The sequence below is a fragment of the Bradyrhizobium sp. LTSP849 genome, from assembly GCF_000938255.1.
GTDB lineage: Bacteria > Pseudomonadota > Alphaproteobacteria > Rhizobiales > Xanthobacteraceae > Bradyrhizobium.
In genome coordinates, this window is record NZ_JYMR01000004.1 from 229366 (window position 1) to 245929 (window position 16564).

15 protein-coding genes are annotated in these 16564 nt (G+C 64.1%); 5 read left to right on the plus strand and 10 right to left on the minus strand.

Annotated features, from left to right (window positions below; translation table 11 throughout):
* Positions 1-36 precede the first annotated feature (36 nt).
* The 3 genes from UB31_RS03405 to UB31_RS03415 form a co-directional block, all read right to left on the minus strand.
* Complete coding sequence (locus UB31_RS03405) at positions 37-639, minus strand: YqaA family protein (protein WP_082078392.1); 603 nt, start codon at positions 637-639, stop codon at positions 37-39.
* Between the two features lie 36 nt (positions 640-675).
* Positions 676-1080: a phosphoribosyl-ATP diphosphatase gene (gene hisE / locus UB31_RS03410; RefSeq protein ID WP_045002403.1), complete on the minus strand. Its 405-nt coding sequence runs from the start codon at positions 1078-1080 to the stop codon at positions 676-678.
* 117 nt (positions 1081-1197) lie between these two features.
* Positions 1198-1563, minus strand: a complete 366-nt coding sequence (locus UB31_RS03415; RefSeq protein WP_045009810.1) for a hypothetical protein — start codon at positions 1561-1563, stop codon at positions 1198-1200.
* 386 nt (positions 1564-1949) lie between these two features.
* On the opposite strand from UB31_RS03415, the gene UB31_RS03420 reads away from it, so the two are divergent.
* The 4 genes from UB31_RS03420 (at position 1950) to UB31_RS03435 (ending at position 8036) form a co-directional block, all read left to right on the plus strand.
* Entirely contained in the window at positions 1950-3758 is a 1809-nt protein-coding gene (locus tag UB31_RS03420) for a glucan ABC transporter ATP-binding protein/ permease (RefSeq protein ID WP_045009811.1), read from the plus strand.
* 188 nt (positions 3759-3946) lie between these two features.
* The gene (locus tag UB31_RS03425; RefSeq protein ID WP_045009812.1) at positions 3947-5401 is read left to right on the plus strand and encodes a D-alanyl-D-alanine carboxypeptidase family protein; all 1455 of its coding nucleotides are present in this window, start codon (positions 3947-3949) and stop codon (positions 5399-5401) included.
* A gap of 194 nt (positions 5402-5595) precedes the next feature.
* Positions 5596-7281, plus strand: coding sequence for a long-chain fatty acid--CoA ligase (locus UB31_RS03430; protein WP_045002399.1), 1686 nt, complete (start codon positions 5596-5598; stop codon positions 7279-7281).
* 269 nt (positions 7282-7550) lie between these two features.
* Positions 7551-8036, plus strand: coding sequence for a peroxiredoxin (locus UB31_RS03435; protein ID WP_045002607.1), 486 nt, complete (start codon positions 7551-7553; stop codon positions 8034-8036).
* Between the two features lie 164 nt (positions 8037-8200).
* Here the strand turns inward: UB31_RS03435 and rnhA are convergent, their stop codons facing one another.
* The 3 genes from rnhA to ispH are packed head-to-tail and all read right to left on the minus strand — an operon-like array spanning position 8201 to position 10608.
* Complete coding sequence (gene rnhA / locus UB31_RS03440; protein ID WP_045009813.1) at positions 8201-8653, minus strand: ribonuclease HI; 453 nt, start codon at positions 8651-8653, stop codon at positions 8201-8203.
* Complete coding sequence (locus UB31_RS03445) at positions 8650-9633, minus strand: homoserine kinase (protein WP_045009814.1); 984 nt, start codon at positions 9631-9633, stop codon at positions 8650-8652. The genes rnhA and UB31_RS03445 overlap by 4 nt, the downstream gene beginning before the upstream one ends.
* Before the next feature lie 6 nt (positions 9634-9639).
* Complete coding sequence (ispH, locus tag UB31_RS03450) at positions 9640-10608, minus strand: 4-hydroxy-3-methylbut-2-enyl diphosphate reductase (protein WP_045002396.1); 969 nt, start codon at positions 10606-10608, stop codon at positions 9640-9642.
* Positions 10609-10849: 241 nt separating this feature from the next.
* Between ispH and UB31_RS03455 the strand changes: the two genes are divergently transcribed.
* Entirely contained in the window at positions 10850-11545 is a 696-nt protein-coding gene (locus tag UB31_RS03455) for a DUF1013 domain-containing protein (protein WP_045009983.1), read from the plus strand.
* An 89-nt stretch (positions 11546-11634) separates the two neighbouring features.
* On the opposite strand, the gene UB31_RS03460 is transcribed toward UB31_RS03455, so the two are convergent.
* The 4 genes from UB31_RS03460 to UB31_RS03475 form a co-directional block, all read right to left on the minus strand.
* Entirely contained in the window at positions 11635-11904 is a 270-nt protein-coding gene (locus tag UB31_RS03460; RefSeq protein WP_045002394.1) for a hypothetical protein, read from the minus strand.
* A gap of 218 nt (positions 11905-12122) precedes the next feature.
* A complete protein-coding gene (locus UB31_RS03465) occupies positions 12123-14033 on the minus strand; it encodes a propionyl-CoA synthetase (RefSeq protein WP_045009815.1) in 1911 nt (636 codons plus the stop codon).
* A gap of 191 nt (positions 14034-14224) precedes the next feature.
* A complete protein-coding gene (locus UB31_RS03470; RefSeq protein WP_045009984.1) occupies positions 14225-15601 on the minus strand; it encodes a tetratricopeptide repeat protein in 1377 nt (458 codons plus the stop codon).
* A 128-nt stretch (positions 15602-15729) separates the two neighbouring features.
* A complete protein-coding gene (locus UB31_RS03475) occupies positions 15730-16509 on the minus strand; it encodes a tetratricopeptide repeat protein (RefSeq protein ID WP_045009816.1) in 780 nt (259 codons plus the stop codon).
* Between the last annotated feature and the right edge of the window lie 55 nt (positions 16510-16564).

Sequence of the window (16564 nt, forward strand, 5' to 3'; positions counted from 1 at the left end):
GTAACCGAAGCCGGCGCAGCGGCAAAGCATTGAGGTTTAGATCAGCTTGATCGCGATGACGAAGCCTAGCACCAGCACGGCGGCGCCAAGCGCGACCCACAATCCAAGATGCTTCTCGATCCTGACCCGGATCCAGTCGCCATAGCGGTTGAGCAGAATCGCCACGATGAAGAAGCGTCCACCGCGCGCCACGATCGAGCACAGGATGAACAGGCCGATATTATAGCCGGCAAAGCCCGAGGTGATGGTGACGAGCTTGTAGGGGATCGGCGTCAGCCCCTTGAGCAGGATGATCACCGTGCCCCATTCCGCATAGGAGGCGCGGAACGCATCGACCTTGTCGCCGAGACCGTAGACCTGGATCAGCCAGTGGCCGACCGAGTCAAACAGCAGCGCACCGATGGCGTAGCCGAGCAGGCCGCCCACCACCGAGGTCGCGGTGCAGATCGCCGCGTAGAGCCAGGCGCGCTGCGGGCGCGCCAGCGACATCGGGATCAGCATCACGTCCGGAGGGACGGGAAAGAAGGAGCTTTCGGCGAAAGCCACGGCGCCCATGATCCAGAGCGCGTAAGGCTTGTGGGCGGCGTCGATGCACCAGTCGTAGATACGTTTCAGCATGGCGCCGCGATGAAGCACCATGGGGCGGATTTGTCCATCGCGAGTTTTGTGACGATTTTAGTGGCGCTTGCGCGCCACGCGGCCCTCGAGCGCGACAATTGGCCGCCGCGCGGCCACGCGCGGTGACGCGACTTTGGGCAGCTTCATGGAAGACTTCGGCAGCTTCTCGGCAATGCCGAGCATGTCCTCACGCCGAGTCATCTCGCGCCAGACATCCTCGGGACGTACGCCGGCCGAGGCCCAGAGCACGGTCAGATTGTAGAGCAGATCGGCGCTCTCCCGGATCACGGCTTGGCTATCGCCGTTGACCGCGTCGATGACGACCTCGATGGCCTCTTCGGCCAGCTTCTTCGCCATTTTGGAGGGGCCGCGCTGAAACAGCCGCGCGGTGCGCGATGTTGCCGGATCAAGATCCTTGGCCGCGAGCACAGCCAGATATAGCCGCTCAAGCGAATCACTCATGGTACTCAAAACTACTCTAAACCAATGGCGGACGCGTTAACGCCTGACAATAAAGCCAAAAACAGGCCGGCGCGGCAAGCGCGACGGCCTGTTTTGGTCAACCTTTGGTAGCCAAAGCTAGTAGCAGTTCGTGTAGTGGCCTTGACCGCACATCTCGGACGGCGCGGTGCCACCGTAGCGCTGATACTGGTAGTCCGGGCCCGGGCCGTAATAGGGGCCGTTGCCGTAATAGGCAGGGCCGCTGTAGTAGGCCGGACCGCCATAATAGGGACCGTCGTCATAGGCGTTGCGGCTCGCGGCGATCGCAAGCCCGGTGCCGACGATACCGGCAATGGCTGCGCCGGCGAAAGCCCCCCCGCCGCCGCCATGCCAGTGGCGGCCGCCAGCGAACGACGCGGTGGGGGCGACGGTGGTCAGCGCCAGCACCGCCGCGGTGGCGAGAACGGCCTTGCGGCCGGCAAATTTCGAAAATCGGTCAAACATGCCTTGGACCCTCCTTGGGACCTTCAATGGTGCCTAGAGACAGGCTCATGCCCTTCAACACCCGCATCCCATGTTGGGTTCCCCAACCCCAACAGAAGCTGAACGGGGTTGCGTGATCATGACGCAACTGCCGCTCATCCGTCGTTCATATTGGAGTTTCAGGACGGCGGCGAACGGCGGGCTAAAGCGACACCAAACTGTTGCGGCGCAGACCCAAGAAATTTTGCCCAAGGAATTTCGGATTCGGAGGACGCGTCCATCAGCTTTCGCGAGCGGGGAGTTGATCAACTGAAGATAACCGGAAGCTTCCGCTGTATCTCGCGGGCCATCCCTGCTTAAAATGTCACCTCGCCGTCTCACCGGTTGCCTGGGTTAGTGCCTCCTTCATGTCCATTTTCAGCCTCTACACCCGTGTTCTCGAGCTGCTCGGCAAGGAGGCGCGGCTGGGCTGGCTGCTGGCGTTTGCCAATCTTCTGCTTGCCGCCTCGCAATTCGCCGAACCGGTGCTGTTCGGCCGCATCGTCGACGTGCTCTCCGGCAAGTCGGTGGCCGGATCGAACTCGGCCTGGCCGTTCCTGATGGCATGGGTCGCATTCGGGCTGTTCACCATCGCCTGTAGCGCGCTTGTGGCGCTGCAAGCCGACCGGCTCTCGCATCGCCAGCGCCAGGCGGTGCTGACTGACTATTTCGAGCACATCCTGCAACTGCCGCTGACCTTCCACTCGGGCACCCATTCGGGCCGGCTGATGAAAGTGATGCTCAACGGCACCGATGCGCTGTGGCGGCTCTGGCTCGGCTTCTTCCGCGAGCACTTTGCGGCAATCCTGTCGGTCATAGTACTGCTGCCGCTGTCGCTCTATCTGAACTGGCGGCTCGCCATCCTCCTGTTCGTGCTCTGCATCGTCTTCACCGCGCTGACGACCTTCGTCGTGCGCAGAACCTTTGGCATGCAGATGCAGGTCGAGGAGCACTATAGCGAGCTTTCCGCGCGCGCCTCCGACGCGCTCGGCAATGTCGCGCTGGTGCAGAGCTTCGTGCGCGTCGAATCCGAGGTGCAGGGCTTGCGCTCCGTCGCCAGTCAGTTGCTCGAGGCGCAGATGCCGGTCTTGTCCTGGTGGGCGCTTGTCACCGTCATCACGCGCGCCTCCACCACCATCACGGTGCTCGCGATCTTCACGCTCGGCATCTCGCTGCACGACCAGGGGCTCACCTCGGTCGGCGAGATCGTGATGTTCGTGAGCTTCGCCACGCTGCTGATCCAGAAGCTCGAGCAGGTCGTGAGCTTCATCAACAACGTCTTCATGGAAGCCCCGCGCCTGCGCGAGTTCTTCAACGTGCTCGATGCCGTGCCCGCGGTGCACGACCGTTCCGACGCGATCGATGCCGGCAGGCTCTCCGGCCTCGTCGAGTTCAACGACGTCACCTTCTCCTATGACGGCAAGCGGCCGGCGGTCGAAGACCTCTCCTTTACCGCGCTGCCCGGCCAGACCATCGCGCTGGTCGGCCCGACCGGCGCCGGCAAATCGACCGCGATCGCGCTGCTGCATCGCGCCTTCGATCCGCAGTCCGGATTCATCAGGATCGACGGCATGGACGTGCGCGGCGTCACGCTGACATCGCTGCGGCGGAACATCGGCGTGGTGTTCCAGGAGGCGCTCTTGTTCAACCGCTCGATCGCGGAGAATCTGCGCGTCGGCAAGCCGGATGCGACCGAAGCCGAGATGCGCAAGGCAGCCGAGCGTGCACAGGCACTCGAATTCATTGAGCGCAGTGGCGGCTTCGAAACCAATGCCGGCGAGCGCGGCCGCATGCTCTCCGGCGGCGAGCGGCAGCGGCTGTCGATCGCGCGCGCGCTGCTCAAGGACCCGCCGCTCCTGATTCTGGACGAAGCGACCAGCGCGCTCGACGCCGTCACCGAGGCCAAGGTGAACGCCGCTCTCGATGAAGTGATGAAGGGCCGTACCACTTTCGTGATCGCCCACCGCCTCTCCACCATCCGCAACGCCACGCGGATCCTGGTGTTCGACAACGGACGGGTCACCGAAAGCGGAACTTTCGATGAACTCGTGGCCAAAGGCGGCCATTTCGCCGAGCTCGCCAAGGCCCAGTTCATGGTGCAGGAGCAATCACAAGCGAATCCGCGGGCCAGCGTGACACCGGGTGAGGCTATCGCGACCGCGGCCAAATCCCCGTAGCAAGTCCCCGCAGGACCGTCGAAATTCGGCCTATTTCATTGCGGAATACCGGGTGGAAACCCCTATTCTCGACGCAAGAGCCGGTATAGGTTTGCGACGCCGCAAGCGGCGCCGCTGGATTTCAGAACCGAACAAAGATCACGAGAGCCGCCCGGAACCGGCGGGTCTCCAAGGACCGGAATCGGATAGTGCACGCCTTTCGCCCGCTGCTTCGCAAATCCCTGTTCAATCTGTTCGCCGCGACTCTCGCAGTCGCTGCGCTGCTCGCACCGCGCACGGCGCATGCCGAAGCGCTGCTTCTGATCGAGGCCGACAGCGGCAAGGTGTTGCAGGCGGATAATGCCACCATTCCCTGGTACCCGGCGTCCGTCACCAAGATCATGACCGCCTATGTGACGCTGAAGGCGGTGAAGGACGGCAAGATCACGCTCGACACCTTGATCACGGTGTCGCCGACCGCGGCCTCGCAATCGCCGTCGAAGATGGGGTTCCGTCCGGGAACGCAGCTCACCGTCGACAACGCGCTGAAGATGATGCTGGTCAAGTCGGCGAACGACATGGCCGTGGTGCTCGCCGAAGGCGTCGGCGGTTCGATCGACGGCTTCTCGGTGATGATGAACGATACCGCCAAGAAGCTCGGCATGACGCAGACGAGCTACGTCAATCCCAACGGCCTGCCCGCCGACGGCCAGATCACGTCCGCGCGCGACCTCGGCATTCTCGCGCGCTCGTTCCTGCGTGACCTGCCGGAATACGAATATTTCGTGCACATCCCGGCGATCCGCCTCGGCAAGCGCGTCACGGGGAATTTCAACAAGCTGATCGGCCGCTATCCCGGCGCCGACGGTTTCAAGACCGGCTTCATCTGCGCCTCCGGTTACAACCTCGTGGCCTCGGCCACGCGCAACGGCCGCCGGCTGATCGCGGTCGTGCTCGGCGCGAACTCGGGCACCGCGCGCGCGGTGAAGGCGGCGCAGCTGCTGGAGCGCGGCTTCAGCCAAGACAATCTATCGTGGCTGCGTCCCTCGCTCGGCACCGTCGAAAACCTCGTGCCGGTCGACGCCTCGCCGCCGAACCTGCGCGAGGAAATGTGCGGCGGTCACCGCAAGCGGCCCGCCAGCGACGATGACGATGCATTGATCGCAACCAATGGCGGCACGTCCGGATCGGCATCCGCCACCGGCGGTGAAGCCCAGGTGACGTTCTTCACCGCGGGGCTTCAACCGCCCCTGATGAAGGCCTCCGAGTTGATGGCCTCGGCCCCGGCGGCCGCGGAGCCCGTGATTGTCTACACCGGGCCGACCCGCACCGGCACCGCCCTGATCGCAGCGGTCGCGGCCGACGCCGACCAGCAGGCCACCCCGAAGCCGCGTGGCAAGAAGTCGCGCGTCGCCAAGAAACCCGACGCCGGCAGCGACGCCAAGACGGATGGCAAGACGGCGGCGGCAAAGCCGGATGCTGCGAAGCCTGACACCAAGGGCGCCGCCAAGCCGGCTCCGATCAAGCACGCCGCGGCCAAGCCCGATGCGGCGGCGAAGCCCGCCGACAAGCCGGCCGCGAGCGGCGATCAGGCGGCCAAGCCCAAGGCAGCACCCAAGGCGGCCACCAAGCCTGCGGCCAAGCCCGCGCCGAACAACAGCTAGGTTAGTGGCGCAAACCCGTTACGCTGCACCCGCACTTCGCACTTGCGGCAGCGGTTTGCGACAATTCCAGTAGCCACTTTTCGGCCTTTGCCCTAAGCCTCGACCGCTTGCCAGCCGTTCCGGCAGGCTCGATACTGCCGGCAATGAGGCAAGCCCGAGACACAACGGGCTCAGGTCAAGAGAGGGGAGTTTCCATGGAGCGCATCTGGCTCAAGCAATATCCGCCCGGCGTGCCCGCTGATATTGAGCCGACCCAATACGCATCGCTGGTCGACCTCTTGGAGGAGAGCTTTACCAAGTTCGCCGACCGCAAGGCGTTCATCTGCATGGACAAGTCGATCAGCTACCGCGACCTCGACCAGATGTCGCTGGCGCTCGGCGCTTACCTGCAAGGCCGCGGCCTCCAGCGCGGTGCGCGCGTCGCGATCATGATGCCGAACGTGCTGCAATATCCGATCGCGACCGCCGCCGTGCTGCGCGCCGGTTTCGCGGTGGTCAACGTCAACCCGCTCTACACGCCGCGCGAGCTCGAGCATCAGCTCAAGGATTCCGGCGCCGAAGTCGTCATCGTGCTGGAGAATTTTGCTCACACCGTCGAGCAGGTGATCGCCAAGACGGCGGTGAAGAATGTCATCGTGGCCAGCATGGGCGACCTGCTCGGCTTCAAGGGCGTGATCGTCAATCTGGTCGTCCGCCGCGTGAAGAAGATGGTGCCGGCGTATTCGCTGCCGGGCGCGGTGTCGTTCAACGACGCGCTCTCGGCCGGCCGCAGTCTGACCTTCAACAAGCCAAAGCTGTCGCCGGGCGACGTCGCCTTCCTGCAATATACCGGCGGCACCACCGGCGTCTCCAAGGGCGCGACCCTGCTCCACCGCAACATCGTCGCCAACGTCTTGCAGAACGACGCCTGGCTCCAGCCGGCGCTGGCGCAGCCGCCGCAGATCGACCAGCTCCTGATCGTCTGCGCGCTGCCGCTCTATCACATCTTCGCGCTGACAGCCTGTTACCTGCTCGCGGTGCGCGCCGGCGGCTGCAATCTCCTGATTCCCAACCCGCGCGACATCGCGGGCTTCATCAAGGAGCTGGCCAAATACCAGGTCAACAGCTTCCCGGCCGTCAACACGCTCTACAACGGCCTGATGCACCATCCCGACTTCAAGAACCTCGACTTCTCCAAGCTGAAGATCTCCAACGGCGGCGGCATGGCGGTGCAACGCCCGGTCGCCGAGCAGTGGAAGGCGCTCACGGGATGCTCGATCGCCGAAGGCTACGGCCTGTCGGAGACGGCGCCGACGCTGACCTGCAACACCGCGACCAATTCGGAGTTCAACGGCACCATCGGCATCCCCGTGCCCTCGACCTGGATCTCGATCCGCGACGACGACGGCAATGAGGTGCCGCTCGGCCAGCCCGGCGAGATCTGCGCCAAGGGTCCGCAGGTGATGGCGGGCTACTGGAACAGGCCGGAAGAGACCGCCAAGGTGATGACGGCCGACGGCTATTTCCGCACCGGCGACATCGGCGTGATGGACGAGAAGGGCTACTCCAAGATCGTCGACCGCAAGAAGGACATGATCCTGGTCTCGGGCTTCAACGTCTATCCGAACGAGATCGAGGAAGTGATCGCGAGCCATCCGGGCGTGCTCGAATGCGCCGTGATCGGCATCCCCGATTCCAAGTCCGGCGAGGCGGTGAAGGCCTTTGTGGTGAAGAAGGATCCAAACCTCACGGCGGAAGATGTGGTCAAGTTCTGCCAGGGGCAGCTCACCGGCTACAAGGTGCCCAAGCACATCGAATTCCGCGCCGATTTGCCGAAGACCAATGTCGGCAAGATTTTGCGCCGGCAGTTGCGGGACGAGAAGAAGGCGGAGGCGGCGTAAGCTCGCCTCTCCACCGTCATTGCGAGGATTTCATCGTCGTCCCGGCGAAGGCCGGACCCATACCGCGGAATCCATCAATGGCGCATGTTCGCCGCTCCGAACGACGAGTCTTCGCCAAATCACGTCCTGTGGCTATGGGTCCCGGCCTTCGCCGGGACGACACCGAAGATGCAGCCGCAGATGTGCCTCATCACACAGCGGTGAAGCCGTTTCCCTCTCCGCGTAAAATGCTCTAGAACAGCCTCGGCCCCTTTCCACGGAGACTAACGATGACCATCCAGATTGGCGACAAGCTGCCCGAGGCGAAATTCCGCGTGATGACGGCGGAAGGCCCGCAGGTGAAGACCACCGACGATATCTTCAAGGGCAAGAAGGTGGCGCTGTTCGCCGTGCCCGGCGCCTATACCGGCACCTGCCACAAGATGCACCTGCCGAGCATCTTCCTCAACGCCTACGCCATCAAGGACAAGGGCGTCGACAGCATTGCCATCATCTCCGTCAACGACGCCTTCGTCATGAACGCCTGGAAGCGCGACACCGACCAGCGCGACGAGGCCACCTTCCTCGCTGACGGCAATGCCGATTTCACCAAGGCGATTGGCATGGAGCTCGATGCCTCCGCCAACGGCCTGGGCATCCGCTCCAAGCGCTATTCGATGCTGATCGAGGACGGCGTGGTCAAGAAGCTGAACCTCGAGGCGATGCCCGGCAAGGTCGAGGTCTCCGGCGGCGATACGCTGCTCGGGCAGCTGTAAGGCGGCCAACGCCTGTAGCCACATCTGACACTGTCATGCCCTGCGAAAGCGGGGCATCCAGTATTCCAGAGACGGTTATTGTTGAATCGAGAGGCCGCGGCGTACTGGATCGCCCGGTCAAGCCGGGCGATGACGGCGAGCGTGGAGAGAGCAGGCGCTCTCGCCTACGCCTTCAACCTTGCCATCGCGACCCCATCACGCGCGAGCTGATCCGCACGTTCATTCTCCGGATGGCCGGCGTGGCCCTTGACCCAGTGCCAGCGCACGTCATGGGCCTTTAGCGCGGCATCGAGCCGCTGCCATAGCTCGACATTCTTCACCGGCTTCTTGTCGGCGGTGCGCCAGCCGTTGCGCTTCCAGCCGTGGATCCAGCCGGTGATGCCCTGCCGGACATATTGGCTGTCGGTGTAGAGATCGACGGTGCACGGCTTCTTCAGCGCTTCCAGCGCGGAGATCGCCGCCATCAATTCCATCTGGTTGTTGGTAGTGTGCAGCAGGCCGCCGTTCAGCTCCTTCTCCTTGTCGCCGAACTTCAGGATCGCGCCCCAGCCGCCGGGCCCCGGATTTCCCGAGCAGGCGCCGTCCGTATAGATCGTGACAGTGGGAAGCTCGCTCACGCGACCAGTCCTGACGGCATCAGCCCATAGTCGCGCGCGGTTGAGACGCTCTGGTGGAAGCGCAGCTTGCGGACATATTCCAAAGGATCCTTCGGCTTCACCAGCGCACCAGGCGGCACGTTGAGCCAGTCGACCAGCCGCGTCAGCAGGAAGCGGATTGCCGCGCCACGCGCCAGCAACGGCAGCGCGGCCTCTTCTGCCTCACTCAGCTTGCGCACCCGGCCATAGGCATTGAGGAAGGCGCGGGCCTTGGTGACGTTGAAGGAATGATCCGGCTCGAAACACCAGGCGTTGAGACAGATCGCGACGTCATAGGCCAGCATATCGTTGCAGGCGAAGGTGAAGTCGATGATGCCCGAGAGCTGGTCGCCGAGGAAGAAGACGTTGTCGTTGAAGAGATCGGCGTGGATCACGCCTTCGGGCAAATTGTTCGGCCAGACGCCGCTCGAGAGCGTGTCGAGCTCGGCAGCGAGAAATGCGCGCAGACCCGGCTGCACCTCGTCGGCCCGGTGTGCTGCCGCATCGAACAGCGGCCGCCAGCCCGAGACCGAGAGCGCGTTGGCGCGCTGAACCGCGAAATTGGCGCCGGCCAGATGCATCTTCGCCAGCGCGTCGCCGACGCCGGCGCAATGCGCGGCGCTCGGCTTGCGCGGCCAGACGCCTTCGAGAAAGGTGATGATCGCCGCCGGCCGTCCCGACAGCTCGCGCAGCGCCTCGCCGTCTTTCGCCTTCACCGGCAGCGGGCAATTGATGCCGTGCTCGGCGAGATGCGTCATCAGCGCGAGGAAGTACGGCAGATCGTTCTTCGCCACGCGCTTCTCATAGAGCGTGAGGATGAACGAGCCTTGAGTCGTGTGCAGCAGGAAGTTGGAGTTTTCGACGCCCTCGGCGATGCCCTTGTAGGAGAGCAATTCGCCGAGATCGTATTGCTTCAGGAAATCCGCAAGCTCGTCGGCGGCAACGTCGGTGTAGACCGCCATAAAAGTCTACTCGGCGGCGGCTTCGGGGCGCACCTGGCGCGGCAGCGGGAAGAACTCGTTCTCTTCCGCGGCCGAGACCGTCTCCACATGCAGCGTGAAGCGCTCGGCGAAGGCGTCCATGATCTCCTCGACGATCACCTCCGGCGCCGAGGCGCCCGCTGTGATGCCAAGGCTGGTGATGTTCTCGAACCGCTTCCAGTCGATCTCGGTGGCGCGCTGCGCCAGCACTGCGATCGGGCAGCCCTCGCGCTCGGCGACTTCGCGCAAGCGCTGCGAGTTCGACGAGTTCGGCGCACCGACCACGATCAGGGCGTCGACCACCGGCGCCACCTTCTTGACCGCAAGCTGGCGGTTGGTGGTGGCGTAGCAGATGTCTTCCTTGTGCGGCCCGTTGATGTTCGGGAAGCGCTCCTTCAGCAACGCCACGATCTCCGCAGTGTCGTCGATCGACAGCGTGGTCTGGGTCACGAAGGCGAGGTTGTTCGGATCCTTCGGCGCGATGGTCTTGGCGTCCTCGGCGGTCTCGATCAGCGTGACCGCACCAACCGGAAGCTGGCCGAGCGTGCCGACCACCTCGGGGTGATGGGAATGGCCGATCAGGAAGATCTCGCGGCCGCGCTTGAAATGGATCGCGGCCTCGCGGTGCACCTTGGTCACCAGCGGGCAGGTCGCGTCCAGCGAGAACAGATTGCGGGACTGGGCGTCTGACGGGACCGACTTCGGCACGCCATGGGCCGAGAAGACCACCGGCGCAGTGGTGTTTACCGGAATCTCGGCGAGCTCCTCGACGAAGATCGCGCCCTTCTTTTTCAACCCATCGACGACGTATTTGTTGTGCACAATCTCATGGCGAACATAGACCGGGGCACCATACTTATCGAGCGCCCGTTCCACGGTATCGATCGCCCGGACCACCCCGGCGCAGAAGCCGCGGGGAGAACAAAGCACGATCTTGAGGTCTGGTTTGGCTGACATTGAGCGATCTCGGGACCGAATCACCTGCCAAATGGGCGGGAAGCGGTCGATGAATGGAATAGGGCTTGGTACGGGCTTACAGGGAATTGGGCCCCCTTTCGGGCGCTGTCAAGGCACTATCTATAGCAGAACCATTGCGTGGCTACCCCCTCCGGGCTTATATAGCGCGAATTCCCAGTCATCGCTGATGACCACCGGCTTCGCCTCCAAAGGGGTGGGCGAAGCACAAAGGAGATTTGCCATGAGCAACGCACCTCTGATGCCCAAGGCGACCGCCGTCTGGCTGCTCGACAACACCGCGCTGACCTTCGACCAGGTCGCCGATTTCACCAAGATGCATCCGCTGGAGATCCGGGCGATCGCGGACGGCGACGCCGCCCAGGGCATCAAGGGCATGGACCCCATTTCCAACGGCCAGCTGAGCCGTGAGGAGATCGAGAAGGCCGAGAAGAACCCGGATGCCCGGCTCCGCCTTCAGGAGAGCAAGGTGGTGCTGCCGCCTCAGCCCAAGCGCAAGGGTCCGCGCTACACCCCGGTGTCACGCCGCCACGAGCGCCCGAGCGCCATCCTCTGGTTGCTGCGCAACCATGCCGAGCTCAAGGATGCCCAGATCATGCGCCTGGTCGGCACCACCAAGAGCACGATCGCCAGCGTGCGCGACCGCACCCACTGGAACACCTCGTCGCTGACGCCGATCGACCCGGTGACGCTCGGTCTCTGCTCGCAGATCGAGCTCGATTTCGAGGTGGCGCGCGCGGCCAAGGAAAAGCCGATCGACACAGCCTATGGCGGCGCGACGCTGCTGCCGGCGTCCGAGACCACCAAGAAGGACGAGTTCGAGCCGGCAGAGAAGTCGAGCGACGACCTCAACGTCGACGCCGTGTTCGCCAAGCTGAAGACGCTCGGCGGCAAGAAGCAGGAGCAAGAGGAGGAGTAGTCCTTCGCTCTCCATTCGCTATCGAATACGATTCAGACGCGGCGGGGCGACCTGCCGCGTTTTTGTTTGATCCTCTCCGGCGTCGCGCCTTACGGCCGCTCCGGATGGTTGAGCATGTACTCGCCGAGATCGCGCTGGCGGCGGTCGGAACGGGCGACTGCGGCATTGCGCTGAACGTCACGGTCCTTGCGGCAGGCCACGTATTCGGGCGAGCCGGATGCATAGCCGCGGCTCTGGCAGACCGCATCGTCGTCGTCACCGCCCATCGCCGTCGGCGTCTGGTAGCGCGCCGAGCAGGCGGAGAGCGCCATGGCGAGCAGCACGGCAGTGAGCAGGCGCGGCGCAGTGGAGAGCGGCATCAAGGGTCCTCTATTGTCCGGCACTTGTAGCGCCGAATGAGGAAAATGTAAGTCCGCGGACGCCGCTCCCCGCTCGCTGTCATTCCCCGCGTAGGCGGGGAATCCAGTACGCCGCGGCGGTAATCGTGTGAACAAATGACCGCCGCGGAGTACTGGATCACCCGCTTTCGCGGGTGATGACAACCGAGATCGGAGCAGTGGCGTCGCAAGACGCGAACCTACACCCTCCCCTTCAGCGCCTCCCCGATCTCGTCCAGCACCTTCGGATCCTCGATCGTGGCGGGCATCGTCCACACCTCGCCGTCGGCGATCTTCTTGATGGTGCCGCGCAAGATTTTTCCCGACCGCGTCTTGGGCAGGCGGCCGACGATGATGGCGAGCTTGAACGCGGCGACGGGGCCGAGCCGGTCGCGCACAAGTGCGACGATCTCCTTCTCGATCTCGGCGGGTGCGCGCTTCACACCAGACTTCAACACCAGGAAGCCGCAGGGCACCTCGCCCTTGATCGCATCCTTGATGCCGAGCACGGCGCATTCGGCGACATCGGGATGCGAGGCCAAAATCTCCTCCATGCCGCCAGTGGAGAGACGATGGCCGGCAACGTTGATGATGTCGTCGGTGCGGCCCATGACGAAGACATAGCCGTCCTCGTCCTTGTAGCCGGCGTCGGAGGTTTTGTAGTAGCCGGGGAATTCGGTGAGGTAAGCTTCCCTGAAGCGTGCGTCCTGATTCCACAGCGTCGGCAGGCAGGCCGGCGGCATCGGCAGCTTGATGACGATCGAGCCCATGATGTTGGGACCGACCGGCTTGGCCGCTTCATCCACCACATCGACCTGATAACCCGGCATCGGCACCGTCGGCGAGCCGTGCTTCACCGGCAGCATGCCCAACCCCACCGGATTGCCGGCGATGCACCAGCCGGTCTCGGTCTGCCACCAATGGTCGATCACCGGCACCTTGAGCTGCTGCTCCGCCCATTCCACCGTCGGCGGATCGGCGCGCTCGCCGGCGAGGAACAGCGTGCGGAATGTCGACAGATCGTATTGCCGGATGAACTTGCCTTCCGGATCCTCTTTCCGGATGGCGCGGAACGCGGTCGGCGCGGTGAAGAAGGCCACCGCCTTGTGCTCGCTGATGACGCGCCAGAACGCGCCGGCATCGGGCGTGCCGACCGGCTTGCCCTCATACATGATCGAGGTCGCGCCATGCAGCAGCGGGCCGTAGATGATGTAGCTGTGACCGACTACCCAGCCGATGTCGGAGCCACACCACCAGACCTCGCCCGGCTTGACGCCATAGAGGTTGAACATCGACCATTTCACCGCGACGAGATGGCCGCCATTGTCGCGCACGACGCCCTTGGGAATGCCGGTCGTGCCCGAGGTGTAGAGGATGTAGAGCGGATCGGTGGCGGCGACCGGCACGCAAGCGGCTTTCTTGCTGTCGTTCATCGCCTTGCGGCGCAGGCTCGCCCAATCGTAGTCGCGCTTTGGCGTGAGGTCGCAGATGTGTTGTGGACGTTGCAGCACGATGCAGGCCTTCGGCTTGCTTCCCGCAAGCCTGATCGCCTCGTCGAGCAGCGGCTTGTAGTGCACGATGCGGCCGGGCTCGATGCCGCAGCTCGCAGACAGAATGAGTTTTGGCTGCGCATCGTCGATGCGGGTGGCGAGCTCCTTCGCGGCAAAACCGCCGAACACAACGGAATGCACCGCGCCGATGCGCGCGCAGGCGAGCATCGCCACCACGGCCTCAGCCACCATCGGCATATAGAGGATGACGCGGTCGCCCTTGGCGACGCCGAAATCCTGCATGATCGCGGCGAGCGCCTGTACCTCGGCCAGCAGCTCGGCATAGGTGAATTTGGTCACCGAATTGGTCAGCGGCGAATCATGGATCAGCGCGACCTGGTCGGCGCGACCGCGTTCGACATGGCGGTCGAGCGCGTTGTAGCAGGTGTTGACGACACCGCCTGTGAACCAGCGGCCGTAGACGCCCTGCGCGGGATCAAAGATCCTTTTCGGCGGCTCGATCCAGTCGATCTCCTTCGCCGCCTCGGCCCAAAAGGCCTCGGGATCGGCCAGCGAGCGCGCATGGACCTCGTGATAGCTGCTCTTGCTCTGGATGGTCATTCCCGTGCTCCCGTTCCCTTTATTCGCCTGGCTTTGACCAGACGGCAGGACAGACGTCCCGCCATGACCCGGATCAAGTGCCGGCCTTGTTTAAGGGGTATTTTCCCGGGAACGGGCCGCGGTTCAAGCTGAAAGAACGCTTTCTCCCTCTCTCCGCGTTTACAAGGGGAGGCGTAGATCGCGAACGCCGCTCAGCTCTCCATCGCATTCAGCCGCTGCAAACGATCCTGCATGACCTTCTTCAGATCGTAGCCGGGCCGGCGGAAGCTGGCGTCGCGGGTGGCGAGGAAATCGTGCTGGGATTTACGCAGATCAGCGGCCGAGCGCCGGCTCATCGATTTCAGCACGCGTTCATAGGCCTCGGCGAGCTGGCGGTCGAGCATGCCAAGCTGCGGATCGGCGCAGATCACCTTCTCCACCTCGCGCTTCGCATCCGCGCAATCGAATGACGGGCCGTTGCCGGAATTCGCGGCCAACGGGCGCGGCGGCGCGGCGCCAAACCTCGCGATCTCCGCCATCATGGTGTGGCGGCCGTCTGCGGCGTTCGCGTTGCCGGGATCGAGCCGCAGCGCGGTCTCGTAATCGGCCAGCGCCTTCTTGCGGTCGCCCATCTTGGTATAGAGCACGGCGCGGTTGTTGTAGGTCTGCGCGAAATTCGGATCGAGTTTCAGCGCGTCATTGTAGTCGCTGAGCGCGGCGCCGAACTCGCCCTTGAACTGGTAGGAATCACCGCGGTTGGTGAAGAAGTTTGGCCGCGGCGCCAGCCGCAGTGCCTGCTCGTAATCGGCGATCGCCTTGTCGTAGTCTTTCGTCGCGGCATAGGAGAGCCCGCGATTGTCGTAATATTCCGGCACTTTCGGATCGAGCCTGATCGCGTCGCTGTCGTCAGCGATCGATTTGTCGAGCTGGCCGAGCTTCTTGTAGGCCGCGCCGCGATTGGTGTAGCTGCGCGCCCGGTTCGGATCGAGCAGCAAGGCTTCGCTGAGATCACTGACCGCCTTCTCGTTGTCGCCGCCGAGATAATGCGTCGCGCCGCGGTCGGACCAGGCCTGCGCATAATCCGGCTTCAGCTTGATCGCCTGGTCGTAATCGGCGAGCGCGCGGTCGAGCCGGCGCTGGTTGGTGTAGGCCACGCCGCGCAATTCATATGCCTCCGCGTCCTGCGGATCGAGCTCGATCGCCTTGCTGAGGTCAGCTGCCGCCCGGTTGAGATCACCGCCGGCCTCGCGCAGGAGGTCGCCGCGCAGACGCCAGGCCCGTGCATTCTTGCCGTCGAGCGCGATGGCGCGGTCGATATCCCGCAGCGCCGCCGTAAGACCGCCCGAGGTCCGCGCATTGGCATCAGCGCGCACCAGCAGCGCCGCGGCCCGATCGGACGTTGAATTTGTGGCCTGATCGATGATGGCACCGCACACCGGGATCAGCTCGGCCGGGGTGGCCTTGCTGCCGGACACACAATCGACGGCGGCCGAGGCCGGGCCAGCGAGTACGAGGCTCATCGCAGCGCCGAGCAGGAAGGCACGCAGCGGGATTTTGGACGTTTGCGCGGAAGGACGCGTGCCGCACATGAGCATTACTCCGTGACATCAGGTTTTCACCATTGTCGCGGCGGGCAGGGGTTCGGTTCAAGCCGTGAGGGACGAACCGCCGCCTGCACTCCCCTCGCTCCGCTTGCGGGGAGAGGCGAAGACCGCCGCTAGTACCCGTCTACCCCGTTCAGCCGTTGCAGCCTATCCTGCATCGCCTTCTTCAAATCATACCCCGGCCGACCGAACCCGGCATTGCGGCGCGCGATGAAATCATCCTGCTCGCGCTGGAGCGTCTTTGCCTCGCCCGCATTGCGCGCCTCGCGAATGACCCGGGCGTTGGCGGCATAAACCTCGCGGTCGAGATCGGCGAGCTCATGGTTGGCGCAGATCGCTTTCTCCACCGGGCGGCGCGCGCTTCCGCAACTGAAGCTGGGCTTGCCGGCGACCGCCATTTGCGCGCCGATCCGCTCGAGCTCGCGCGCCATCGCCTTGTGATTGGCCTTGGCCTTCTCGTGGTTCGGATCGATCCGGAGCGCTGCGCCGAAATCCTGCACCGCCTTGGGCTTATCGCCCTTCTTCAGCCAGAGCTCGCCGCGCGCGTTGAAGAGGTCGGCCGACGTGGGATCGAGCTGCAACGCGCGGCTGTCGTCGGCGATGGCGCGGTCGATCTGGTCATGCCGCGCGAACAGCGCACCGCGCGCGATCAGCGCCTTGATCAGGTCCGGCTTGGGCGTCTTTTCATTGTCGACAACAGCGGCGCAGGCCGGGGCCACCTTATCCAAATCATCAGCGGCCGCAGCAGCGAGGCATGACCCGACGTCGACCTGCGCGACCGCGGCGGCCGGCTCGCCGCCGGTCGCGGCATGGGCCGCGCCGACCGCGAGCGCCAGGAGCCGCGCCGAAAACAGCGCCACGCCGAAAAATTGAATCAGGGAGAAAAAACGCATGCTCGTCGCAGTTGGAAGCTCTTGCTTTGTAGCCACACTATCCATCATACGGCCG